General features: G+C 42.1%; 18 protein-coding genes and 1 tRNA gene. 13 read left to right on the top strand and 6 right to left on the bottom strand.

Annotated elements, in window-relative coordinates:
* Window positions 1-5 precede the first annotated feature (5 nt).
* Together dld and EGS47_RS06565 are read left to right on the top strand one after the other, a co-directional pair.
* On the top strand, window positions 6-1,718 hold the full coding sequence (gene dld / locus EGS47_RS06570; protein ID WP_125269396.1) for a D-lactate dehydrogenase: 1,713 nt from the start codon (window positions 6-8) through the stop codon (window positions 1,716-1,718).
* Between the two features lie 120 nt (window positions 1,719-1,838).
* Window positions 1,839-2,144: a hypothetical protein gene (locus EGS47_RS06565; protein WP_125269395.1), complete on the top strand. Its 306-nt coding sequence runs from the start codon at window positions 1,839-1,841 to the stop codon at window positions 2,142-2,144.
* Window positions 2,145-2,216: 72 nt separating this feature from the next.
* On the opposite strand, the gene EGS47_RS06560 is transcribed toward EGS47_RS06565, so the two are convergent.
* Complete coding sequence (locus tag EGS47_RS06560; RefSeq protein WP_125269394.1) at window positions 2,217-3,431, bottom strand: aromatic amino acid transaminase; 1,215 nt, start codon at window positions 3,429-3,431, stop codon at window positions 2,217-2,219.
* Between the two features lie 402 nt (window positions 3,432-3,833).
* The gene (locus EGS47_RS06555; protein ID WP_004988721.1) at window positions 3,834-4,301 is read right to left on the bottom strand and encodes an Lrp/AsnC ligand binding domain-containing protein; all 468 of its coding nucleotides are present in this window, start codon (window positions 4,299-4,301) and stop codon (window positions 3,834-3,836) included.
* Between the two features lie 137 nt (window positions 4,302-4,438).
* Here EGS47_RS06555 and EGS47_RS06550 point away from each other — a divergent pair, with 137 nt between their 5' ends.
* The 5 genes from EGS47_RS06550 (at window position 4,439) to hemN (ending at window position 10,453) form a co-directional block, all read left to right on the top strand.
* Window positions 4,439-5,698: a D-amino acid dehydrogenase gene (locus tag EGS47_RS06550; protein WP_125269393.1), complete on the top strand. Its 1,260-nt coding sequence runs from the start codon at window positions 4,439-4,441 to the stop codon at window positions 5,696-5,698.
* A 29-nt stretch (window positions 5,699-5,727) separates the two neighbouring features.
* Window positions 5,728-6,831: an alanine racemase gene (gene alr / locus EGS47_RS06545; protein WP_125269392.1), complete on the top strand. Its 1,104-nt coding sequence runs from the start codon at window positions 5,728-5,730 to the stop codon at window positions 6,829-6,831.
* A 10-nt stretch (window positions 6,832-6,841) separates the two neighbouring features.
* Complete coding sequence (locus tag EGS47_RS06540) at window positions 6,842-7,201, top strand: RidA family protein (protein ID WP_104795243.1); 360 nt, start codon at window positions 6,842-6,844, stop codon at window positions 7,199-7,201.
* A gap of 187 nt (window positions 7,202-7,388) precedes the next feature.
* Window positions 7,389-8,822 (top strand): amino acid permease, encoded by a 1,434-nt coding sequence (locus tag EGS47_RS06535; RefSeq protein ID WP_125269391.1) that lies wholly within the window; start codon window positions 7,389-7,391, stop codon window positions 8,820-8,822.
* Window positions 8,823-9,088: 266 nt separating this feature from the next.
* Window positions 9,089-10,453 (top strand): oxygen-independent coproporphyrinogen III oxidase, encoded by a 1,365-nt coding sequence (hemN, locus tag EGS47_RS06530; protein WP_171455415.1) that lies wholly within the window; start codon window positions 9,089-9,091, stop codon window positions 10,451-10,453.
* A 25-nt stretch (window positions 10,454-10,478) separates the two neighbouring features.
* Here the strand turns inward: hemN and EGS47_RS06525 are convergent, their stop codons facing one another.
* The gene (locus EGS47_RS06525) at window positions 10,479-10,823 is read right to left on the bottom strand and encodes a winged helix-turn-helix domain-containing protein (RefSeq protein WP_125269389.1); all 345 of its coding nucleotides are present in this window, start codon (window positions 10,821-10,823) and stop codon (window positions 10,479-10,481) included.
* A 614-nt stretch (window positions 10,824-11,437) separates the two neighbouring features.
* Here EGS47_RS06525 and EGS47_RS06520 point away from each other — a divergent pair.
* Window positions 11,438-16,174 (top strand): Ig-like domain-containing protein, encoded by a 4,737-nt coding sequence (locus tag EGS47_RS06520; RefSeq protein WP_125269388.1) that lies wholly within the window; start codon window positions 11,438-11,440, stop codon window positions 16,172-16,174.
* A gap of 4 nt (window positions 16,175-16,178) precedes the next feature.
* On the opposite strand, the gene EGS47_RS06515 is transcribed toward EGS47_RS06520, so the two are convergent.
* Both EGS47_RS06515 and ycaC read right to left on the bottom strand, forming a co-directional pair.
* Window positions 16,179-17,105: a LysR substrate-binding domain-containing protein gene (locus EGS47_RS06515; protein WP_004992030.1), complete on the bottom strand. Its 927-nt coding sequence runs from the start codon at window positions 17,103-17,105 to the stop codon at window positions 16,179-16,181.
* A gap of 104 nt (window positions 17,106-17,209) precedes the next feature.
* Entirely contained in the window at window positions 17,210-17,839 is a 630-nt protein-coding gene (ycaC, locus tag EGS47_RS06510; protein ID WP_125269387.1) for an isochorismate family cysteine hydrolase YcaC, read from the bottom strand.
* 287 nt (window positions 17,840-18,126) lie between these two features.
* On the opposite strand from ycaC, the gene EGS47_RS06505 reads away from it, so the two are divergent.
* The 3 genes from EGS47_RS06505 to EGS47_RS06495 all read left to right on the top strand — a co-directional run bounded on the left by EGS47_RS06505 (window position 18,127) and on the right by EGS47_RS06495 (window position 21,539).
* Window positions 18,127-19,011, top strand: coding sequence for a pirin family protein (locus EGS47_RS06505; protein ID WP_125269386.1), 885 nt, complete (start codon window positions 18,127-18,129; stop codon window positions 19,009-19,011).
* 409 nt (window positions 19,012-19,420) lie between these two features.
* Entirely contained in the window at window positions 19,421-20,719 is a 1,299-nt protein-coding gene (locus EGS47_RS06500; RefSeq protein WP_125269385.1) for an FAD-dependent oxidoreductase, read from the top strand.
* A 4-nt stretch (window positions 20,720-20,723) separates the two neighbouring features.
* Complete coding sequence (locus EGS47_RS06495) at window positions 20,724-21,539, top strand: SAM-dependent methyltransferase (protein WP_125269384.1); 816 nt, start codon at window positions 20,724-20,726, stop codon at window positions 21,537-21,539.
* A 32-nt stretch (window positions 21,540-21,571) separates the two neighbouring features.
* On the opposite strand, the gene EGS47_RS06490 is transcribed toward EGS47_RS06495, so the two are convergent.
* Window positions 21,572-21,647, bottom strand: a tRNA-Thr gene (locus EGS47_RS06490).
* A gap of 229 nt (window positions 21,648-21,876) precedes the next feature.
* On the opposite strand from EGS47_RS06490, the gene gloA reads away from it, so the two are divergent.
* Together gloA and EGS47_RS06480 are read left to right on the top strand one after the other, a co-directional pair.
* Complete coding sequence (gloA, locus tag EGS47_RS06485; protein ID WP_004992021.1) at window positions 21,877-22,407, top strand: lactoylglutathione lyase; 531 nt, start codon at window positions 21,877-21,879, stop codon at window positions 22,405-22,407.
* 433 nt (window positions 22,408-22,840) lie between these two features.
* The gene (locus EGS47_RS06480; RefSeq protein ID WP_125269383.1) at window positions 22,841-24,547 is read left to right on the top strand and encodes a GGDEF domain-containing protein; all 1,707 of its coding nucleotides are present in this window, start codon (window positions 22,841-22,843) and stop codon (window positions 24,545-24,547) included.
* The last annotated feature ends 39 nt before the right edge of the window (window positions 24,548-24,586 follow it).

The raw sequence follows: 24,586 nt of genomic DNA, 5'->3' as shown, positions 1-24,586 counted from the left end.
TGTTCATGCTGTCCCATGTTGATCCGAATGTATTATCACAACTACAAAAGTTAGTCGGCAAAGCCTATGTGCTCACTGATGATCAACACACTCGGCAATACCGTCAGGGTCGACGTTTTGGTGAAGGCAAAGTGTTGGCCGTGGTCTGTCCAGGAACTTTGCTAGAGCAATGGCAGGTATTGCAAGTCAGTATTGCAGCAAATTGTATTGTGATTATGCAAGCGGCCAATACGGGGCTGACCGGCGGCTCGACACCTTATGGCGAAGACTATGACCGTCCTGTGATTATCATGAGTACACGTCGTTTAAAAGGCATTCAGGTGATTCATGAAGGTAAACAGGTGGTGTGTTTACCGGGTGCGACGCTGGATAATCTTGAACAGATTTTAAAGCCTTATCAGCGTGAACCACATTCGGTGATTGGTTCATCCTGTATTGGCGCATCGGTGTTAGGTGGCGTGTGTAATAATTCGGGCGGGGCATTGGTACGACGTGGGCCAGCCTATACTGAACTGGCACTGTATGCGCAGGTGGATGATCAGGGACAGTTAGGTCTGATCAATCATTTAGGTATTGATCTGGGGCAAACTCCAGAGGAAATTTTAAGTCGATTAGAGCAGCAGCAATATCAGGTCAGCGATATACAGGATGATGCAACGCGTCAGGCATCCGATCAGCGTTATGCGCATGATGTGACGCAGGTGGACGCAGATAGTCCAGCACGATTTAACGCCGATCCTTCACGTTTGTTTGAGGCGTCGGGTTCAGCGGGAAAAGTTTGTGTATTTGCAGTACGTTTGGATACGTATGAAAAAGTGGCAAGCGATGTGTTCTATATTGGCAGTAACGATGCCAATGACCTGACGGCAATTCGTCGTTATCTACTAACGTCGTTACCCAGTTTACCGATTGCAGGGGAATATATTCATCGTGATGCATATCGGATTGGGGAGAAGTATGGCAAAGACACGTTCTTGTTTATTGAAAAATTTGGTACCGCCAATGTCCCGAAAGCCTTTGCCTTAAAAGATAAAGTCGATGGTTTTCTGGAAAAATTTAAAATTAAAGGACTCACAGATCATTTATTACAAGCGTTGACTCTCTTTTTGCCGAATCATTTACCTAAACGCATGACAGAATTTCGCGATCAATATGAGCATCATTTGATTTTAAGGGTGGAAAGCAATAGTAAAGATCAGACTGAGCAATTTCTAAAAGAATTTTTTGCTGTACATGCGACTGGGGCTTATTTTTTATGTGATGAGGAAGAAGGTCGAAAAGCCTTTTTACATCGCTTTGCCATCGCGGGGGCTGCGATACGTTATCGCGATACCCATCGTAGCGAAGTAGAAGATATTGTGGCACTGGATATTGCCCTGCGCCGTAACGATCGAGACTGGGTCGAGCAACTTCCTGCTGATATGGAACAGAAAATTTTACATAAACTGTATTATGGGCATTTTTTCTGCCATGTGTTTCATCAGGATTATATCGTCAAAAAAGGCGTTGATCCTTTAGCAATGGAACATCAAATGTGGACATTACTCGATGCACGTCGAGCAGAATATCCAGCAGAACATAATGTTGGACATTTATATATCGCCAAACCAGCGTTAGCCAATTTTTATCAAAAGCTCGATCCGACCAATAGCTTTAATGTCGGAATTGGACATACGTCTAAGCTTAAATATTGGGGTAAAAGCAAGATTTCATCCTAGTGGGTTACATAGTTGCAACTTTATCCTTGCTAGAATTCGTCATAATTTAAAAGTCTAAATCATACAACTCACGCTAACTTTAAGCACCTGATAACAACTATTTTAAGGAGCAGAAGATTGATGCACATCAAGACCATATTGGCTGCATTGGCAGTTGCAACATTAATGACTGGTTGTATCGTGACGCCTGATGATCATATCAATCAATCAGGCCGTCAAGCAGACCCCGGTTTTAGCCGTCCACCTGCACATGATCATGGTGGATTGCGACCTGGGGAAACCACCCATGATCATCCCGATCCTGGTTATAACTATCCGTCAGGCTCAAACAATGGTGGTTTACGTCTGGGAGAAAATAACCAGTCAAATCAGATTGATCCAGGTTTTAACCGACCAACTAACCCTGATCCAGGGTATGGTCGTTAATTTAAACGTAAAGTAACAAAGCCCGAGATGTTTATCTCAGGCTTTGTTTAATGCTTCGTCATGGATCAATGCTTAAGCTGGTGTAGGCGCTTTTGCCAATACTTCCGCAACAGCTTTTGCGACCACATAGACATTGTTCATGTTAAGACCAGCAACACAGATCCGACCACTACGTACCAGATAAATGGCATAGTCTTCACGTAAGGTGTCGACTTGTTCGCCAGTAAGACCTGTATAGCTAAACATGCCTTTTTGTTCGACCAGATAGTTAAAGTCGCGATCTGGCAAGGCTTTGGTTAATTCGTCACGCAAGATTTGACGCATTTTAATAATACGTTCACGCATGTGCTGAACTTCGCCCTGCCATTGTTGATTTAACTCAGCATCGTTAAGAACCTGATCCACCAACCAAGCCCCTGTGGTAGGTGGGCTAGAGTAAATACGGCGTACAGTGGCTTTTAACTGGCCAAAAGTGGCTTGAGCGGCTTCAACATCATCACAAACAAAAGTCAGACCACCGACACGTTCGCCATAAAGTGAGAAAATTTTTGAGAATGAATTGCTGACGATAAAATTCAGACCAGCCTGATCCATCGCACGAATCGCATACGCATCCTGCTGCATACCATCGCCAAAGCCTTGATAGGCAATATCTAAAAATGGAATCAGATTGCCCGCTTTCAGTACTTCAATCACTTGATCCCACTGTGCAGGATTTAAATCTGCGCCCGTTGGGTTATGGCAGCATGGGTGCAATAACACAATACTTTGTTCAGACAGTTGTTTCAGGGCAGAGAGCATTCCCTCAAAATTCACACCACCCGTTTGGGCATCAAAATATGGATAAAAATGGGTTTTGAAGCCTGCTCCATTAAAAATGGCTACATGGTTATCCCAAGTCGGCTGACTGACCCAGACTTCAGAATTTGGAAAATAATTTTTAAGAAAATCCGCGCCAACCTTAAGCGCACCTGAACCACCTAAAGTCTGAATGGTGACAGCGCGACCACTTTTTACAGCAGGGCTGTTTGTTCCAAACAATAACGCTTGAATCGCTTCACGATAAGGTTTGAAGCCTTCCATTGGCAAATATAGCTTGGTTTTGCTTTGCAGGGGTTCAATACGTTTTTGCGCTTCAATAATGGTATCAAGCTGAGGCACAATACTGTCTTCATTATAATAAAGACCAATACTTAAATTGACTTTGCCTTGACGCGGGTCGGCATTGAATTGTTCCATAAGCGATAAAATCGGATCGCCTGCATATGGGGGGATATGTTGAAACATCAAAAAAATCCTTTCATTTCGCAGTTTGAACCAAAACTGCGCGGAGTTGGTGCGAGTGCATGAGATTTAAGCAAACATCAAACCTGACTAATGTAGCAGCAAGACCTGTATCGTGCCATGCTCTTCTAGTCTTACAACTGAAAAATTCTTAATCTTGGTTTGCAAAGATTAGTGAAGTGAATGTTAAAACTTTTTTATACTTCGATGCGTTTTTTTAGGATAGAAATGCATTAAAAAAGTGCAATTTTCTAAATTTTAGCCAAAAAAAACCACACAGGGGAGTGTGGCAAAAGTTTTAAGCTCTGAGGACTTCAATTTAAAACTTGAGACTTAAAGGAAGCTTAATTTGCTGAAACAGTATGTAAATTCTCTTTTGACGAGAATATATCTGAATAAAATTCTTTATTGAGATAAATCTAGATACAAGGTTTCCTTAATTTCTTCCATCACCACATAGCTATGCGATGAAGCCGATGCAGGTAGTTTTTTTAAAATATTGCCCAATAATTTTCGGTAAGCACTCATCTCTTTCAATCTGGCTTTGACTAGATAATCAAACTCTCCTGAAATTAAATGACATTCCAGCACTTCAGGTACTTCAATCAGATCACGGGCAACTTGATCAAATACATCGCCTGATTTGGCAGAAAGCTTAATTTCCAGAAATACCAGTAAATTTCGATCGACATGTGCAGGATTGAGCCGTGCATAGTAACCTATGATGATGCCCTCACGTTCTAGCCGCTTGACCCGTTCTGAACAGGGCGTGGTTGATAAGTTGACTCTAGACGCCAATTCACTGATCGCAATACGTCCTTCACGTTGCAGGATATCCAGAATCTGCCGATCAGTTCGATCCAGTGGTCGCATTATTTTTTTCCTTTTTTTAGAATTTCTACACGACAAAACTGCCAATTTTCCTAGATTATAGTGCCTAAAACAGTGAAATAAACTATTGAAGCAAAAATATACTAGTTAAATTCACTGGACTGCGTGAGGGAAGAAAAATGCGCGTGATCGTTTTAGGGAGTGGTGTGATTGGTGTCGCAAGTGCGTACTATCTTGCGCAACAGGGAGCACAAGTCACGGTACTGGATCGTCAAGCTGGGCCTGCCGAAGAAACCAGTTTTGGTAATGCAGGACAAGTTTCCCCAGGTTATTCGACCCCTTGGGCAGCACCAGGGATTCCGTTTAAAGCAGTGAAATGGATGTTTCAGCATCATGCACCGCTTGCGATTAATATTGATGGCAGCATGTGGCAACTACAATGGATGGCACAAATGCTGAAAAACTGCAATCTAGAAAGCTATACCAAAAATAAAGAACGGATGATGCGCGTGGCCGAATATAGCCGCGATTGTTTAAAAGAACTACGTGAAACCACGGGGATCAGTTATGAAAACCGTGCCAAAGGCACCTTGCAGGTGTTTCGTAACGAATCCCAACTCGAGGCGGTTCATCGGGATATCAAAGTCCTCAAAGAGTGCGGTGTCAGTTATGAATTGCTTGATCAAAATGATTTAGCCAAGGTTGAACCCGCACTGGCATATGCCAAAGACAAGCTGGTCGGTGGTTTACATTTACCCAATGATGAAACAGGTGATTGTTATTTATTTACCAATGCATTAGCAGAAAAAGCCAAAGCGTTAGGTGTCGAATTTCAATTTAACCAAAATGTTGAAGCATTGTTGGTCGAAGGTGATGAAATCAAAGGTGTTCGTGTCAATGGACAAGTCTTGACTGCGGATCGTTACGTGTTGGCATTTGGGAGTTATTCGCGTGATTTCCTTAAACCCCTGCATTTAAATTTACCCGTTTATCCTGTCAAAGGTTATTCATTGACCATTCCGATCGTTCAGCCTGAATTTGCACCGCAATCTACTGTGCTTGATGAAACCTATAAAATTGCCATTACTCGATTTGATCAGCGGATTCGTGTCGGTGGAATGGCGGAACTCAGTGGTTTTAATCTGGGATTAAATCAGGATCGTCGTGCCACACTGGAAATGGTGACGAACGATTTGTTCCCAGGCGGAGATATGGCGCAAGCCTCATTCTGGACTGGTTTACGTCCAATGACGCCAGACAGTACCCCAATCATCGGTGCGACGCGTTTTAGTAATTTGTTCTTAAATACGGGACACGGTACTTTGGGTTGGACCATGGCTTGTGGTTCAGGCAAGTTGATCAGTGACCTTGTGCTTAATCATCAGCCTGAAATTAGTACCGAAGGCTTATCGATCCTGCGTTATTCACACGCAGCTTAAGATCAAATACTCAAGTTCAGGGAAGAACCATGCCACGTCCAATCCGTGCCATCATTCATCAAAATGCTTTGGCACATAATCTTCAGATTGCCCGAAAGCATGCCTCACAGCATGAGGTCTTTGCCGTGGTCAAAGCCAATGCGTATGGGCATGGCATTGAACGGGTCTATCCTGCCCTCAAAACCGCCGATGGTTTTGCCTTACTAGATATCGATGAAGCCAAACGCCTGCGTGCACTGGGCTGGACAGGACCGATTTTATTGCTCGAAGGCATTTTTTCGTCTCAGGATTTGTTTGATTGTACAGCTTACCAACTCAGTTTTAGTCTCCATAGTGAAATACAGGCGAAATGGGTGCGACAGCATCCTGAGCCTGCTCAGTTTGATATTTTTCTGAAAATGAACAGCGGTATGAATCGTCTAGGTTTTCAGCCACAGCATTACCGCGAAGTGTGGCAGACAATTAAATCTTGCGCTGCCGTGAACAGCCTGACGCATATGATGCATTTTGCTGATGCCGATGACGAACGTCTAGGGCAATCGGGAATTGAGGCACAGCTCAAAATCTTTGAAGACACAGTGCAGGATTTACCGGGTGAACGTTCGATCTGTAACAGCGCTGCGATCCTGCGGCATGGTTCGCAACTGACTTCTAAAACAGTCCGTGCGGGCATTTTACTTTACGGCAGTTCGCCTGATTTTCCCCAACACTCGATTCAGGACTGGAATCTACAACCCAGTATGAGTCTGCGCAGTGAAATCATTGCCATTCAAGATTTACAGCCCATGCAAACAGTAGGTTATGGCTCAACCTTTCAGGCAGAGCAAGCCATGAAAATTGGTATTGTGGCCTGTGGTTATGCCGATGGCTATCAGCGTATTTCTGCTACGGGTACGCCTGTGTTGGTCAATGGCATCCGCACTCGCACGATTGGTCGGGTCAGTATGGATATGTTGGCGGTCGATCTTACACAGATTAAAAATGTCGAGATCGGTAGTGAAGTGGTGCTTTGGGGCAAATCTCGTTCGGGTACGATTTTGCCAATTGATGAAGTCGCAGCGACCTCAGACACCGTGGGTTATGAATTGATGTGTGGTGTAACCGCACGTGTTCCATTTTTTATTGAAGCATAAGGATAGAGTGATGTCAGTCTCTAATATTGAAAGAATTAACAGCAATCAGGTGATGAGTTCGGCCACCATTTTTAATCAAGTGGTGTATTTGTCGGGACAAGTACCCAAAAACACGGAGCTTGATATTGAAGGTCAGACCCGTGAAATCTTGACGACCATCGATCAACTGTTAGCACAGGCGAAAAGTGATAAGTCGCGTCTGCTTTCAGCGCAGCTTTTTATTAAAAACCTAGATGACTTTGCTCAAGTCAATGCGATCTGGATTGAGTGGTTAGATGGATTGGCAACGCCTGCCCGCGCTACGATTCAGGCAGATTTAGTCAATCCCGCGTGGTTGATTGAAATCGCCGTGATTGCAGCACAGCAATAAAGCGATTGATCTATTTTCATTCATCTAATGTTTAATTTTAAAACCAGAATTGCCACGGAAAAGGATTCCTTCTGGTTTTTATTTTGATGCTACTCGGCATCAATTCTGCGGTTTCTGCCTTGTTATTTTGGTTAGCAGTCACACAGAATTGATCAAAAAAAGGGACATTTAAAAAGGATATTTAATCATGACAACAGTACGTCATTCTGAAGACGAACATTCGTCGCATGATCTTCAACGTAAACTTTCCAATCGACACTTGCAATTAATTGCGATTGGCGGTGCGATTGGCACTGGGCTATTTATGGGTTCTGGTAAAACCATTTCATTGGCAGGACCTTCAATTTTATTTATTTACATGATCATTGGGGTCATGTTCTTCTTCCTGATGCGCGCGTTGGGCGAGCTATTGTTGGCGAATCTGCATTACAAATCGTTTGTTGATATGGCACATGATCTGATAGGGCCTGGCGCTGGTTACTATTTGGGCTGGACATATTGGCTCGGCTGGGTATTGGTGGGTATAGCCGATCTGGCGGCGATTATTAATTATCTGGGTTTTTGGCTCCCCGATGGCATGAGTTTTACCCCGATGGGACAAGCACTGATCAGTGCGGGCTGTGCATTGTTTGTATTGGCGCTGAATTTGCTGACGGTTCGTTTATTTGGTGAAGTCGAATTCTGGTTTGCTTTGATCAAGATTTTGGCGATTCTTGGATTGATTGCAATCGGTGGTTTTATGGTATTTAGCCATTTTCAGGCACCGACGGGTACCGTTGCTTCTTTAAGTAACCTCTGGTCTTCGGGTGGCATGTTTCCTAAAGGTACCGAGGGCTTTTTAGCAGGTTTTCAGATTGCGGTGTTTGCTTTTGTCGGAGTGGAGCTGATTGGCACCACAGCAGCCGAAACCAAAGACCCAAAAAAGAATTTACCCAAAGCGATTAATGCAATCCCGATTCGGATTATCCTGTTTTATGTGTTGGCATTATTGGTGGTAATGTCAGTCACACCGTGGAATATGATCAGTGCCAATAAAAGCCCATTTGTTGAATTATTTTTACATGCAGGGATTCCAACTTCAGCGATTATTATGAATCTGGTGGTGCTTTCTTCAGTCACATCGTCGATGAATAGTGGGGTATTTTCGACCAGTCGAATGTTATTTGGTTTATCCCGCGGTGGTCAGGCACCGCAAGCATTGGCGCGGTTATCCAAACGCGCTGTTCCTGCTAATGGTTTGGTGTTTTCCTGTCTGTTTATTATGGCGGGTGCGGCATTACAGTATTGTGTACCCAATACCATTGAAGCCTTTACCTTAGCCAGCTCTCTCTGCGTGATTTTATTTATTAGCGTTTGGGGGCTGATCATGGTGTGCTATCTGCGTTATCGTAAACTCAGACCTGAATTACATGCCCAGTCGACTTTTAAAATGCCAGGTGGAATCTGGATGAGCTATGTGGTGTTGGCATTCTTGCTGTTCACCTTGGTGATTTTGGCACTGGAACCCGATACCTTAAAAGCCTTATATGTCAGCCCACTGTGGTTGTTGATTTTGGCGGTGACGTATCAGTTGCTGTATAAACCACGTATCAAGCGACTCAAACAGCTAAAAAGTTCTTAATTAAATCGCGCTTTTTTGAAGGCATATCTATTTAAATAAATATGCCTTTTTTATTTTAAGTAATTTGATAAATTATTTTAATCCCAACCAAAATCATAGGTTTTATAATATCTAATTTTAAAACAGAAATGGATGAGAATGATTATTTTTTAAAATTAAGATATTGTTTTTATTGGTTATTTAATTTTAATTAATTTATTTTTGAGGTTTTTGTATAGGGTTAAATGGATTATAATAAAAGGATAAAGGTATTTGGGGATATTGAAATGTCAAATGTTTTGATTCAAAAATATAATGTTCCAGGACCTCGTTATACCAGTTATCCGACTGTTCCTTATTGGCAGGAAGATACATTCTCACTAGAGGCTTGGCAGCAAACTTTGTGCCAATCTTTTATTGAATCAAATGCAAGTGAAGGCATCAGCCTGTACATTCATTTACCTTTTTGCGAAAGCTTATGTACTTTTTGCGGTTGCCATAAAAAAGTCACCAAACGCCATGAAGTTGAAGCGCCGTATATTGCGGCGGTACTCAAAGAATGGTCATTGTACTGTGAGTTATTGGGTGAAAAACCGATTATTCGGGAAATCCACTTGGGTGGTGGAACGCCGACTTTTTTTTCAGTCGAACATCTACAACAACTCATTCATGGTATTTTGGATCAGGCTGAGATTGCTGAACATCACGAATTTAGTTTTGAGGGGCATCCGAACAACACCAGCAAAGCACATTTACAGGCGTTGTATGATCTCGGGTTCCGTCGCGTCAGTTTTGGGGTTCAGGATTATAGTCTGAAGGTTCAAAAAGCGATTCATCGCATTCAACCGTTTGAAAATGTCGCCAATGTGACGCAATGGGCGAGAGAAATTGGTTATGACTCGATTTCCCATGATTTGGTCTTTGGCTTGCCTTTTCAGGAATTGGACGATGTGCTGTATACCATAGACCAAACCAATCGATTATTGCCCGACCGTTTGGCTTTTTATAGTTATGCGCATGTGCCGTGGATTAAAGGCAATGGTCAGCGTGGTTTTAAAGATCATGATGTGCCCAAAGATGAAGTGAAACGAAAACTTTATGAAGCGGGCAAACAAAAATTGCTGGATCATGGTTATGTCGAAATTGGGATGGATCATTTTGCCTTAAAAACTGATCCGATGTATCAGTCCTTTTTACAAGGTCAGTTACATCGTAACTTTATGGGGTATACGGCCTCGAAAACCCAAGTCATGATTGGTTTGGGTGTATCTGCGATTAGTGATAGCTGGTACAGCTTTGCTCAAAATGAAAAGGTATTGGAAGACTATTATGCTCGACTGGAAAATAATGAAATTCCAGTGTTTCGTGGACATGTTTTGACGTCAGAAGACCTGATGATTCGCCAGCATATTTTAAATCTGATGTGTCAGTTTGAAACCTCATGGCAAGATTCAAAACAAAGCTTTGCCGAATTACCGCAGGTGTTGCAACAGCTTGAAGAAATGCAACAAGATCAGTTGTTAGACATTGGTGAAAAAAATATCAAAGTAACGGAGCAAGGCAAGGCGTTTGTTCGTAATATCTGTATGGCATTTGACTTGCGAATGAAACGTAAAATACCGAATAACCAGATTTTTTCGATGACGATTTAGCTTCGCTTCAATTGACGTGAACAGCTTAGGGTTTTAAATAACCTGAAAGCTGTTGGAAGTCTGCTTCAATTGCAGCTAGGGCTTTTTGCTCCATATATCTAAACTGCTTTAAAATATCAAAGCCAAAAGCGGTGACGATCGCCCCACCACCTGATTCACCGCCTTTATGAGTTTCGACTAGTGCAGAAGTAAAAAGTTGATTCATAGTTTCCACCAGTTGCCATGCGCGACGATAACTCATATTCATTTTTTTGGCTGCTTGAGAAATGGAACCCGTCGCTTGAATGGCTTCAAGTAAGTCCGCTTTTCCAGGACCAAAAGCAATCTCTTGATCAACCATCAACCTAAGACGTAATTTGAGTTGAGCCATTGTTAAGCCATAATGATCATAAAAAGGAAATCAGTAAAATTTTATAATGAAATACAGAAAATTTCTAATTTAAAAACAAAAATAAAATTATATTTATATTGTTTAATGAATGATTTATCTTGAGTTAAATCACTAGAATAAGTTATTGGTTTTAGATTTGTATTGATTGTTAAATGATTTTCTTGTATTAAATATAATAAACTATTTTAGCTATTAGTTGCTTTGAAAATTTATCTTAGATGATGTTGTTATAGGTGAAATTTAAGAATCTTAACTATAATGAGTTTAATTTTGATTAATCATATTAAAATGGTTGGTTTTAATGGGTGGAAATTCTAAATAAATAGTCAATTTTAGGTGTCTTCTTTTTTGTTCTATCTCATTATTTCTATAGTGTTTTTTTTACATTGTTTTTGATGACAAAAAAGCAATCGCAAAATGATAAGAAAATAAATAGGCCGATTTGTATATTTTAAAGTATGAAAGTCTAGTTTTATTTTATTGGTCAAATAATTGAATTTTATTTGTATTTATTCTGAAGATTACATTGTTTCGGATTTTATAAATATGAATGAGTTTATTTGTATTGGGCCAACTCTTGCGAGATACTTTAAATGGCTAATGTAAAGATTGTATCAAAAAAAACTCATGAAATTCTTTTGGAGGGTCAAAAAGATAGTTTAACGCTTTCAGAACCATCTGTGGTTCTATTGCAGGTTGATATTAAAGATGTGAACCGAATTGAAAAAGATGGTCGAAATGTCAAAGTCACATTAAAATCAGGTGAAGTCATTATTATCTCTGACTTCTTCGATTCAAATGGTTCAGGCGATTCAAGTAAAAATACATTAGTATTCGAAAATAAAGACCATACTCTATCTTGGATAAATTATATTGATAATCATGGTGCTGTAGTTGAGGGTGTAAATTATAGCTATGTAGATGATATTGAAATTTTTCTATATCACGATAATTCAGTATCACCATGGTTATGGGCAGCCCTTCCTGCTGCTGGAGCTACAGTAGCAATTGCATCAAATAGTGATACTAAACATCATTCCTCTGACGACAGTGTTCCTACTAAACCTAAATTGGAACAACCATCGATTGACGTAAGTCGTAATGAGGATGGGAGTGTCTTAATAACAGGTAAAACTGGACCGAATGTTAGTGTCATTATCACTGATCCTAATGGTTCAACTCACATTGTTACTGCTGATAAAGACGGTAATTATACCTGCACAGTACCTAAAGCACCTAATTTAGACGGTAATTACACAGTTGTTGCAAATGATGGCACCTCTACTTCAGAACCAAATAATAAAAATTTAGAATCAGGTGCACCTGATGCACCTACTGCTAAAATTAATGATGCAGGTACTGAAGTTACAGGTAAAGCAGAGCGTGGTTCAACTGTTGAAATCAAGGATAAAGATGGCAATGTCATAGGCACTGGTAAGGCTGGAGCAGATGGCAACTATAAAATAACTGTATCACCTCCTCAAACGAATGGTGAGGATCTAACAGTTAGTGCTAAAGATGAGGCAGGTAATGTTTCACCTAACACAGATATTAAGGCGCCAGATACGACCCCGCCAGAAGCACCGACTGCAAAAGTAAACGATGCGGGTAGTGAAGTTACAGGTAAAACAGAACCGAATGCAGAAGTTACCATCCAAGATAAAGATGGCAAAGTTATCGGGACTGGTAAGGCTGATGCAGAAGGTAACTATAAAATTACAGTATTACCTAGTCAGACTAATGGTGATGATGTCTATGTAACAGCTAAGGATGAATCGGGTAATGTTTCTGGTCGCACACCAGCTCCAACCCCAGATACAACTGCACCAGAAGCACCGACTGCAAAAGTAAACGATGCGGGTAGTGAAGTTACAGGTAAAACAGAACCGAATGCAGAAGTTACCATCCAAGATAAAGATGGCAAAGTTATCGGGACTGGTAAGGCTGATGCAGAAGGTAACTATAAAATTACAGTATTACCTAGTCAGACTAATGGTGATGATGTCTATGTAACAGCTAAGGATGAATCGGGTAATGTTTCTGGTCGCACACCAGCTCCAACTCTAGATACGACTGCACCAGATGCACCGACCGCAGTGCTTAACGAAGACGGTAGCCAAATCACGGGTACAGGTGAACCAGGTTCAACCATTGAAGTCAAAGACCAAGACGGCAACGTGATTGGCACGGCAGAAGTGGGTGAAGATGGCAACTACGTGGTGGAGTTAAGCCCAGCGCAAAACAGTGGTGAAGACTTAACCGTTAACGCGACCGACAAAGCCGGTAACGTCTCTCCAGACGTCAGCGTCAGCACCCCGGATACGACTGCACCAGATGCACCGACCGCAGTGCTTAACGAAGACGGTAGCCAAATCACCGGTACAGGTGAACCAGGTTCAAGCATTGAAGTCAAAGACCAAGACGGCAACGTGATTGGCACGGCAGAAGTGGGTGAAGATGGCAACTACGTGGTGGAGTTAAGCCCAGCTCAAAACAGTGGTGAAGACTTAACCGTTAACACAACCGACAAAGCGGGTAACGTCTCTCCAGACGTGATCATCAGCACGCCGGATACGACTGCACCAGATGCACCGACCGCAGTGCTTAACGAAGACGGTAGCCAAATCACCGGTACAGGTGAACCAGGTTCAAGCATTGAAGTCAAAGACCAAGACGGCAACGTGATTGGCACGGCAGAAGTGGGTGAAGATGGCAACTACGTGGTGGAGTTAAGCCCAGCGCAAAACAGTGGTGAAGACTTAACCGTTAACGCGACCGACAAAGCGGGTAACGTCTCTCCAGACGTGATCATCAGCACGCCGGATACGACTGCACCAGATGCACCGACCGCAGTGCTTAACGAAGACGGTAGCCAAATCACCGGTACAGGTGAACCAGGTTCAAGCATTGAAGTCAAAGACCAAGACGGCAACGTGATTGGCACGGCAGAAGTGGGTGAAGATGGCAACTACGTGGTGGAGTTAAGCCCAGCGCAAAACAGTGGTGAAGACTTAACCGTTAACGCAACCGACAAAGCGGGTAACGTCTCTCCAGACGTCAGCGTCAGCACGCCGGATACGACTGCACCAGATGCACCGACCGCAGTGCTTAACGAAGACGGTAGCCAAATCACCGGTACAGGTGAACCAGGTTCAAGCATTGAAGTCAAAGACCAAGACGGCAACGTGATTGGCACGGCAGAAGTGGGTGAAGATGGCAACTACGTGGTGGAGTTAAGCCCAGCGCAAAACAGTGGTGAAGACTTAACCGTTAACGCAACCGACAAAGCGGGTAACGTCTCTCCAGATGTCAGCGTAAGCACGCCGGATACGACTGCACCAGATGCACCGACCGCAGTGCTTAACGAAGACGGTAGCCAAATCACCGGTACAGGTGAACCAGGTTCAAGCATTGAAGTCAAAGACCAAGACGGCAACGTGATTGGCACGGCAGAAGTGGGTGAAGATGGCAACTACGTGGTGGAGTTAAGCCCAGCGCAAAACAGTGGTGAAGACTTAACCGTTAACGCAACCGACAAAGCGGGTAACGTCTCTCCAGACGTGATCATCAGCACGCCGGATACGACTGCACCAGATGCACCGACCGCAGTGCTTAACGAAGACGGTAGCCAAATCACCGGTACAGGTGAACCAGGTTCAAGCATTGAAGTCAAAGACCAAGACGGCAACGTGATTGGCACGGCAGAAGTGGGTGAAGATGGCAACTACGTGGTGGAGTTAAGCCCAGCGCAAAACAGTGGTGAAGACTTAACCGTTAACGCGACCGACAAAGCCGGTAACGTCTCTCCAGACGTCAGCGTCAGCACGCCGGATACGACTGCACCAGATGCACCGACCGCAGTGCTTAACGAAGACGGTAGCCAAATCACCGGTACAGGTGAACCAGGTTCAAGCATTGAAGTCAAAGACCAAGACGGCAACGTGATTGGCACGGCAGAAGTGGGTGAAGATGGCAACTACGTGGTGGAGTTAAGCCCAGCGCAAAACAGTGGTGAAGACTTAACCGTTAACGCAACCGACAAAGCGGGTAACGTCTCTCCAGACGTGATCATCAGCACGCCGGATACGACTGCACCAGATGCACCGACCGCAGTGCTTAACGAAGACGGTAGCCAAATCACCGGTACAGGTGAACCAGGTTCAAGCATTGAAGTCAAAGACCAAGACGGCAACGTGATTGGCACGGCAGAAGTGGGTGAAGATGGCAACTACGTGGTGGAGTTAAGCCCAGCTCAAAACAGTGGTGAAGACTTAACCGTTAACGCAACCGACAAAGCGGGTAACGTCTCTCCAGACGTCAGCGTCAGCACGCCGGATACGACTGCACCAGATGCACCGACCGCAGTGCTTAACGAAGACGGTAGCCAAATCACCGGTACAGGTGAACCAGGTTCAAGCATTGAAGTCAAAGACCAAGACGGCAACGTGATTGGCACGGCAGAAGTGGGTGAAGATGGCAACTACGTGGTGGAGTTAAGCCCAGCTCAAAACAGTGGTGAAGACTTAACCGTTAACACAACCGACAAAGCGGGTAACGTCTCTCCAGATGTCAGCGTCAGCACGCCGGATACGACTGCACCAGATGCACCGACCGCAGTGCTTAACGAAGACGGTAGCCAAATCACCGGTACAGGTGAACCAGGTTCAAGCATTGAAGTCAAAGACCAAGACGGCAACGTGATTGGCACGGCAGAAGTGGGTGAAGATGGCAACTACGTGGTGGAGTTAAGCCCAGCTCAAAACAGTGGTGAAGACTTAACCGTTAACGCGACCGACAAAGCGGGTAACGTCTCTCCAGATGTCAGCGTCAGCACGCCGGATACGACTGCACCAGATGCACCGACCGCAGTGCTTAACGAAGACGGTAGCCAAATCACCGGTACAGGTGAACCAGGTTCAAGCATTGAAGTCAAAGACCAAGACGGCAACGTGATTGGCACGGCAGAAGTGAGTGTCGGTAAAAATCTGATCGTGGTTGCTCCCATCCATCAGCTTTGGATTGAAGCGAATTTAAAAGAAACACAACTTGCTAAACTCGCACCTGGAGATCGGGTGGAATTTAGTCTGGACGCGATTCCTCATCAAAAGTTCTGTGGAAAAATTGATAGTATTTCACGTAGTAGTGGTGCAGAACTGGCATTGTTACCGCCTGATAATGCCACAGGAAATTTTACAAAAATTGTGCGACGTTTCCCTGTCAAAATCAGCTTTGATCCGCAACAAAAAGGTCTCGATAAAATTGCGATTGGTATGTCAGCGATTGTTAATCTGGAAGCCAATACAGCAAATCAAAGTTGTAACAACGCATAAGATTTTAAATGAGACGATAGCCTTTTTTCATATTGCCTAGTGAGCGCATGCCACCGACCAGTGTTTCGATTAACTTTTCAACCACGAGACGCTGGCCTTTGCGTGAAGCATACACCAGTTGTACCATCCCTTCATTGGACTCCCACTCGGGCAAAATATGAATTAATTTTCCCTGTTTAATGTCTTCTTCGACGGTCAAATAGGGTAAATCTGCGATTCCCAAACCATCACAGGCAGCGTAGTATACTCCCGCCAGATCATTGCAACGCATACGTGGATTAAAACGAATATCAACGTGTCGATTATTTTCATGATGCCTTAAAACCCAGACATAATCCTGTTTCTGATTGCCTAAACCGATACACGGAAAGTCTGTGAGTTGTTGATAGTTTTCGATGAGTTTGCCTTGTAAGACTTCAGGGGCTGCCACCAGACAATGCGTGGTCTTAATCACATCTCGAACAATCAGACTCGAATCTTCAGTCATCTCAAAATTGGTACGAATCGCAATATCAATATCATCATACAAAACATCGACTCGGCGGCTGGTCAGCTCTAATTCGATTTCAACTTTGGGATAAGCTTTTAGAAAATGATTGATCAATTCTCGAATCTGAAAACGCATCATCAATAACGGACAGCTAATTTTGACCAGACCTTGCGGTTCGGTACGTTGTTGTAATAATACATTTTTGGCGCATTCTACCTGTGCAATCACTTTGGCACATTCTTCATAAAACTCTTGTCCTAACGCAGTGACTTTAAAATGTCGCGTCGTTCGCTGGATTAAATTCACATTGAATTTATCCTCAAGCTCTAAAATGCGGCGACTGAGCTTGGATTTGGTTATATTTTCAGCTTCACTGGCAGCACTAAATCCACCATGTTTGACCACCAAATAAAAATAATAATAATCATCAAATGAATGCATGTTTCGGCCTCAATCAAACAGGTCGTCTTTGTTTTATTACATACTAAAATAAAATAAGAGTGATTGGCTCACTCTCATTTTTATTCCGATCGTTGGGTTGCAACTTATTTATGATCAGAATGTGCTAAGGCAAAACTGGTCATCAGATTACGATAATCAGGAATATGGTTTGAAAATAACTGACCTAGACCGTCAATGTCATTGCGCCAATCGCGGTGTAATTCGCCTGCTGCACCGAACCATGTCATTAATTGTGCGCCAGCCTGAGACATACGATCCCACGCTGCATCGCGAGTAAGATGATTAAATGTACCAGATGCATCGGTAATCACGAAGACTTCAAAGCCTTCTGCCAGTGCAGACAGGGTTGGAAATGCAACACATACTTCGGTGACTACGCCTGCAATAATCAATTGCTTTTTACCCGTGGCTTTCACGGCTTTGACAAAATCTTCATTGTCCCATGCATTGATTTGTCCTGGACGGGCAATATATGGCGCATCTGGGAACAATTCTTTTAATTCAGGAATGAGCGGGCCATTAGGTCCATCTTCAAAACTGGTCGTTAAAATGGTAGGTAGATTAAAATATTGAGCGATGTCAGCCACAGCCAACACATTATTTTTAAATTTATCTGGATCAATATCACGCACCAACGAAAGTAGACCTGTTTGGTGATCAACCAGTAATACCGCAGCATCATTTTTATCTAAACGCACATAAGGTTTGCTCATGATTTATCTCCTCTCTTGAGCGGGGTTGCCAGCCTTTAAAAAAATAGGCTAGCCAAGTTTTCCATGTTAGATGAGCGAAGATGGGCATTTAAGAAAATTTATTGAGATAAACAATCATAAAAATAGGATATTTTTATGTAATTTCGGTAAATATTTTCAAATATCTAGTTTTTAAGCCTTAAATTGTCTTAAATATGAGACACTGAGTTTTATGCAGACGGTATCACTTCCATCAGGATCGGCGTAAAATTTGTACAAATGCTAGCCCTGATAGAGGAGTGATGGCAATGAAGAATATTCAAGGTATTTATCAAAACAAACACATGCACTGGGTCGGTGATGGCTTTCCAGTCAACAATCTATTTTCTTATGATCGTTTTGGACAAGCCATTAGTCCATTTTTGTTATTGGACTATGCCGCACCATATGAGTTTAAACCGACGCATTCACAACGAGGTGTCGGCTCACATCCGCACCGTGGTTTTGAAACAGTGACGATTGCCTACAAAGGTGAAGTGACGCATAAAGATTCGGCAGGTGGTGGTGGAACGATTAAAACAGGTGATGTGCAATGGATGACGGCAGGTGGTGGTATTCTGCACGAAGAATTTCATTCACCTGAGTTTGCAGAGCACGGTGGTTTGTTTGAAATGGCACAGCTTTGGGTGAATTTACCTGCGCATTCAAAAATGACGCCTGCCAAATATCAGGCGATTGAATCGGATCAAATTCCATTAATTCCATTGGATGATGCAGGAAGTTATATCCGCGTCGTGGCTGGTGAGTACCAAACCGCACAAGGGGCTGCCACCACCTTTAGTCCTGTGAATGTCTGGGATGGCTTTATCACAGCGGGTAAAACCCATAAATTTAGCGTTCCTGTAGGACACAATTCACTGTTGGTGGTGATGAGTGGTGATGTCTCGATCAATGCAACACATGAAGTGGGTGAGCGTTCAGTGGTCATTTTTGATCAGGCTGATGTCGATTTTGAATTGACAACCAACAGCGATGCCAAATTTCTAGTGTTGACTGGCGAGCCTTTGAATGAGCCAATTGAAGGTTATGGGCCATTTGTCATGAACAGTAAAAAAGAAATTATTGAAGCCATTCATGACTTCAATAACGGAAAATTTGGTCGGATTAGTACAGAGGCTCAACTCAACCACTAAACCGTGATTATTTTCAAATAAGAAAGCCCTTTATCAACCTTGATAAAGGGCTTTTTCGCTGTAATGTGATGATTATCATTTTAAGGTTTTTATAAAAACTTTTTGTGATTTAGTTTGCATTTTTATGGGTTTATCCTATCGCAATTGAAGATGACTGTAAAATCTTTATTGATCGAATGGTTAATTTATCTTGTTTTTTTTAATCAGTTTTTTGAAAAATATAGGTTTAAAAATACAATAATTTCAATTATTTGTTTGATAATTATAGTGTGATGTGAGTCACATTTTTATTTGCTTATTTTTTATTCAAACCGCTAAAAATTTTAAGAAAAACTGGTAGATTTTAATACGGTGTTTTTCATGACGATCAGTCATAATCAAAAAAATTCTCAACTGATGGATCATAATTTTGGATATCGCAATTATCGGTAGCGGAATGGCTGGTCTTGCTACCGCAAGAATTTTAAAAGATGCAGGACATACGGTGACGATATTTGAAGCCCTCTCAGGTCGAGGAATGGATAGCCATAGTATTGAATTCGAGGGCGGAGTGATCGATGCTCCTTTGCGTGTGATGAATCCCTATTTATGGAAGAATACTTTAAGTCTGGCAACGCATTTGGGCATGAAAATGTTTCCAGTACGTACCTATATGGCGTGTAGCTGGTTATTTGAAGACCGTACAGAAACCTGGTTAACCACGAACCGCAGCCGCATTGGAAACTTCCCGATTATCAATAATAAAAAAGGGATTCAACAATATGGTTGGCGTCTAGTGAAAGGAATGTTACAGCTAAAAACTGCGATTAATCAGTTTTTTAAATCCAAACAACAGGATATTACCTTAGCCGAATTTATTAATCAGAATCATATTGAAGAAGTGTTTTGGCATGGTGCGGTGATGCCAGTGCTATATACCATTTGTACCTGTAATCCTAAAACCATTGGTGAATGGCCTGCAAAACCTTTATTGACTTTTTTGCGTCAACTGACCGATGGTGATGCTTTATTGCGTATGCAAGGTGGAACCCCCGCCTTTGTTGATCGTTTGATTGATGGGGTGGATATTCGTAGTGGTTCGGCGATTACTCAGGTCGAGCAACAGGGCGAAAAAGTAAAAGTGGTCAATACTCAAGGCGAACAAGGGCTATATGATCGCGTGATTGTGGCGACGCCAACTTCCAAAGTTGAAGAATTTTTAAATGCTGAACAATTTGCAGATGATATTGCGATCTTAAAACAATTTCGTTTTGAAGATGGCGATCTGGTGATCCATACTGATACATCGGTGATGCCGCCACGTCGCAAAGACTGGTCAGTCCTAAGCTATATGATGGATCGTAAATTTACCCGTCAACAATTTACCGTCTGGATGAATGCGGTTGAACCGACACTGGTGGGTAAAAATCCTGTGTTCCAAACTTGGCGACCTGTTACCGAAATTGATCCAAAGAAAATCATTTCTACTGTGAAATTGACCCGTGCTGTCGTGGACTCCAAAACAGTCGCGTTAAACAAGAAATTGCAACAACGCCACAAAATGCCAAATCGTAAGGTCTTTTTCTGTGGTTCATGGTCTTGCGATGGCTTACCTATTTTAGAATCTGCGGTGACTTCGGCCATGCATATTGCTGAAATTTTTAACGCGCCATTGCCGTTTGTAGGGTTAACACCTAAAGTGGAGGTTGCTCCCCAACTCGGCTACTAAATCGATGAAATTACTTCATGCGTTAACGGCTAAACTTCCTCATAAATATGCAATTGATGCTGCACGATTGGGGGATGAACGGACACTTGCATGGAGTAATCTTGGATATTGGGACAATACAACAGATTATAAAACCGCATGTTGCCAGTTAGCAGATCAACTGGCAAACGCAGTTCAGTTAACGGCACAAGACCGTTTACTGGATTTGGGCTGTGGTCAAGGTGCGAGTTTGCAACATTGGATCGAACATTATCAGGTGCAACAGCTCAGCGCGCTCGAGTTACAGCCAGCACTTATTCGGCGGATTCATCAACATTTACCGCAGTTAGCGCACATTCAGCAAGGTTCATTTTTAGATTTAAATCAGCTTTATTTGCCAGAAGCTTTTGATGTCATCTTGTGTATAGATGCGGCTTATCATAGTGACTTACAACGCTTTTTAAATGCAGTCAAACCCGTGCTAAAAACACAGGGACGTTTGGGTTTTCATTATTTGGTTTTGTCTGAGAAATGGCGGCAACTTTCCCGATTTCAGCAACAAAAATATTCTTATTTGCTTAAAGCTGCGGATGTAAATCTGAGCCACATCGCCACGCTTAGCATGACTCGGCTTCAACTTGAACAACACGGGTTTTATCAAGTTAAAAGCGTCGATATCACCGAGTCGGTATTAGGTGGTTTTGCACGGTTTATGGCTTCAAATTCCAATACAAAAAAGGATTTGGCGCAATTTAAAATACAGGCAACCGCAAAATTGTGTGATTACTTGAACAGAGAAGGTATGATTCGTTATATGCAAATCAGTGCAATAAAAAAATAAAAAGAAAATTTTAGGATCAATAGAAGGGGAAATGGTGCCGGCACACGGATTCGAACTGTGGACCTACTGATTACAAGTCAGTTGCTCTACCAACTGAGCTATGCCGGCAACGTGGCGTGAATTTTACCGAAGCCCACGAAAAAAACAAGTCTCAAATGCGTATTTGTTTGAAGATTGAACATCTCACTTGTAAAAATAATCTTGAAGATAGGTTTGGAGAAAAATGTATATTTATGCAACCATGATTTGCTCCAGATTGGATTTGAGCTTGTTGATGCGTTAAAGTTTCGCTATCTAATATGATTCCTCTTCCGAAATCTGGCTGGAGTAAGCCCTCATGGCATTACACGATTTATTAAGCAAATTTGATCTTCCTGTCTCTGAAAATCCTGAAACCAAGGATTATGTATTTAATCACACCATGATTCGGGTGAAAAATCTGCAAGAGTCGATTCAGTGGTATGCTAAAGTTTTGGGTTTCGTGCCTGTGTATGAGCAGGTATTTGATGAAGCTGCATTTACCATTGTTTATCTGGTACGTCGTCATTTAAATGAAATTCCTGTAGACGATATTGAACGTAAACAGTGGGTATTAAGTCAATCAGGGGTACTGGAATTGACCTTAAATCATGGTACTGAAAATGATCCAGAGTTCCATTATCACAATGGCAACAGTGAACCACGTGGTTTTGGGCACTTATGTGTTTCTGTTCCTGACGTGGTTAAGGAATGTGAGCGTTTTGAGCAATTGGGTGTGAATTTTCAAAAACGTCTCAGTGAAGGTCGTATGAATTATGTCGCCTTTATCAAAGATCCAGATGATTACTGGATTGAGATTTTACAGCCGACACCTCTGAGCCATACTTAATCATCTGGCGATGGCTAGAGAATCAGTTGTTCAAATCCTGTCGTATATAAAGATTTTATTGATAAAAACCGATTCATTGAACATATCTTAGAGGTGGAAAAGCGTCCTTTCCTCTCAAGCTTAGAGCTAACAATGGGAGATCAATGATTTGATCTCCCATTTTTCTTTAGAACTTGCCAAGCTTATAAGTTTGATTAGATTGTTGAGGTTAGATCGACTACAAGATAAAAAATACTGTAAGCTTTCTTGTCTTGAGATCAATCGTCTAAATATTTATTTTATAATCTAAAAATCAATAAATTAAAGCATGATTTATTATCATCTGGCTAAAATTAGGTATTGATTTGGTTTTAAGCTAATATAATCAATTAGATCGAAAATAATACAGTTGATTTATAGAACCAGACGTAGTCTTGGGGAGTCTTACTTAAACATGCCAAAGTTAGGTTTCAGGTCTATTCGTCAGCGTTTATTTATGTTTATGACGATGATTATTTTATCGTTATTGTGTATTTGTTTTCCTCTAATGATCAATAGTTATCAAGCATTACAAGTATCTAAACAGGATCTAATCGGGGTTCAATCTTTAAGATTGTTGACCCATACCGCCAATGAAATTTCAAGAGAACGCGCATACGCCAATAAACTGATGTCGAGTCCTTATGCCAGTCAAACCTCGCATCGGCAGGCATTGGCTCGATATCGCAAAGGTGTAGATCAGGATATTCGTGAAAATGTGATTTTGCTGAGAACGCTTGGTCAGTATCAGGTTGCAGATCGGTTACAGCAAAACATGATGCGAGATCTAAAAATAGCACGTGATCTGGTCGATGATTATGCGCTACTTCCTGACATTTCACGTACATCGGTTCAATATGACCATGCTGTTCAGGCCATGTTTGCAGCTTGGGATAGTTATCGTGAAATTCTGCGAGCGTTTGTGGTTCAAAGAAATAGTGTAGACAGTCAGCTCTCTGACTATGTCACCATGATTTTATTGTTATCAGATTTACGTGATCAGGCAGGACGAGTTGCGTCTAATGTGATTGCATCGGTGAGTTTTCGCGAAGCAATTCCCGATAATAATCGCGCTCGTTCTCTGCAAACCCAATATCAGGCATTATATCTTTGGAACCTGATTGATACCTTGCAGCCACAATATGCCAAAACCCCTGAATATGAAAAACTGCATGAGCAAGTAAAACATGAGTTTTTGGATGAAGGTGTTGCATTAGTTGGGCAGCTTTTAGATGAAAGCCATCGCCACGAAGCTTATTCAATGACTGGAACTCAACTTACAGAGCGTATTGTGAGTAAATTCACGCCAGTGGTCGATTTACAAAAATATCTTTTGGATATCAGTGTCGAGGTTGCAAAGACACGTAAAGAAAAAGCGGAACAACAATTTATTCTCACTTTATTATTGTCGCTGTTATCTCTTGTTGTTGTGTTATTTACAATGAATTATGCGCAAAAACGGATTATTCATCCTTTGATTGAGGCGAAAGATCAAATTCTTGAACTTTCAGATGGTGTTGCTGATGGGAATGATCGCCATGAAAATAAAAAAAATGAATTTGCTTTATTGTTTAGTGCAATTAAAAAACTACAACGTATGTTGCAGCAGCGTGATGCACTTGAATTTCAGTTACGCAACATTGCCAATACAGATACGTTAACAGGCGTTTCTAATCGACTGGCATTAGATGATTATTTAGTTATTTTGTCACAGCATCCACAGAATTTGTCACGGCTATGTTTGATGATTGTTGATATTGATAATTTTAAGAGAGTCAATGATGAGTACGGTCATATGATCGGAGATCAGGTGATTAAACTAGTGGCTGAGATCCTAAAAACATCCGTACGTAATTCGGATTTAATTGTCCGTTATGGAGGGGACGAGTTTCTGGTTTTGGTTGAAGATATTTCACTGGAGCATGCTTTAAATCTTGCAGAAAAAATGAGATTTAAACTGAGTCAACACGCGATTGAAACGTCTGATCTTAAAACGCCGCTTTATGTTTCAAGCAGTATAGGTGTAGCAGTGGGGGCATTGAGCTGGCTAGATCTGTTTCAAAAAGCAGATCAGGCATTGTTGAGAGCTAAAGCCAAAGGGAAGAATGTCGTGGAGGGATGAATTGCAAATCTATGAGTTCAAATTTTCATAGAGCTTAAA

Source organism: Acinetobacter sp. FDAARGOS_515 (assembly GCF_003938865.1).
Classification (GTDB): Bacteria; Pseudomonadota; Gammaproteobacteria; order Pseudomonadales; family Moraxellaceae; genus Acinetobacter; species Acinetobacter ursingii.
This window is presented reverse-complemented; position numbering and strand designations above follow the sequence as displayed.